The organism is Streptococcus sp. HMSC071D03 (assembly GCF_001812125.1).
Lineage (GTDB): Bacteria > Bacillota > Bacilli > Lactobacillales > Streptococcaceae > Streptococcus > Streptococcus pseudopneumoniae_N.
The window spans coordinates 1-1,300 of the sequence record NZ_KV807789.1 but is presented as its reverse complement, the minus strand read 5'-3'; the positions used below and the strand labels follow the sequence as shown (position 1 = coordinate 1,300).

1 protein-coding gene is annotated in these 1,300 nt (G+C 39.5%); it reads left to right on the top strand.

What is annotated here, in order from left to right:
* Positions 1 to 192: 192 nt before the first annotated feature.
* Positions 193 to 1,300 (top strand): IS110 family RNA-guided transposase (locus tag HMPREF2837_RS08095; protein ID WP_075230831.1); only part of this gene is annotated, 1,108 nt, incomplete at its 3' end.

The following is a 1,300-nucleotide window of genomic DNA, read 5'->3' as shown; positions in this document are numbered from 1 at the left end:
ACTTTTTCTTTATGTTAAAGTAGAGGTGTCTTGTTAAGTCGTAGCTTCTTTTGGCGCTAGACGTCGTACAAAAAACTGGCAAGACACCTGTTTTAGATGGAATTTTATCAAAGTATGTCGGACGCTAGACGTCGAGTATTGAAAATGAAATCACTAAAATAAGGAATCATTCAAGACAAAGAGGTAAACATAATGCGGACAGTTTTTGGAATTGATGTGAGTAAAGCAAGCTCAGAAGTCGCTATTCTTGTGAATGGTAAAAGGGTTTATGGCTATACTATGCCTAATGACATTATCGGATTTTCTCGTCTACTGGAGGATCTAAAGACCGTGAGCAACCCCGAAATTGTTTTTGAAGCTACTGGCGTCTACTCTCGCCGACTTCAGGCCTTTCTAGAAGAATATAGCTATGACTATACACGTCTTAATCCTTTGGAAGCTAAGAAGCAACTTGATGGATTGCGAGTCCGGAAAACCGATAAAATCGATGCAGAGAAACTTGCTTCGTCACAATTTGTTTTAAACCGTAAGCCAACTTATGTTCAAGAAGAAGTCTATCAAAACTTGCATGATCTTAGCCGATTCTACCAAAATCTGACAGAGGATATCGTAAGGACGAAGAATAGGCTGCACAAAGTTCTTCAAATTGCCTTCCCAGAAATCGAGAATCTACTATCTACTCCTACAGGTGAGCAATATTGGAATCTCGTGTCCATCTTCCCAACCAAGCATTGGGTGCTGGAACTATCAGAAGCCGAATTGAAAGAAGCTATTCGCAACTCAACCTCTAAACGCATTTCAGAGAACAGAGTAGGTAACTTGACTGAGAAGTTAGTTGGATTGGCGAAGCAATCTTATTCTGGCATTTCAAAAACCTCTCCTATGGTAGAAGAGGTTAAATATGATGCACAGGAACTTATAAAGTTGACAAACCGTCGGGAACAAGTTTTACAACAGTTGATAGCGTTAGCTGAACCTCTACCTGAATATGAGATTCTTCTCTCTATTCCTGGTATCGCAGAAACAACGGCTACAAGCATTATTGGTGAATTAGGAGACATTCGTCGTTTTAAGTCTGCTAATCAAATCAACGCTTTTATCGGTATTGATCTCAAACACTATGAATCAGGAGATTTCCTAGGTCAAGAGCATATCACTAAGCGTGGGAATCCTTATGCAAGAAAAATTCTGTACAAATGTATTCACAATATCGCTTCAGCTAGCCATACCAATCCTTGCCATATCGCAGATTTCTATGAGAAACGAAAAAGACAATCGCAGATAACTTCAACTAAGCCAC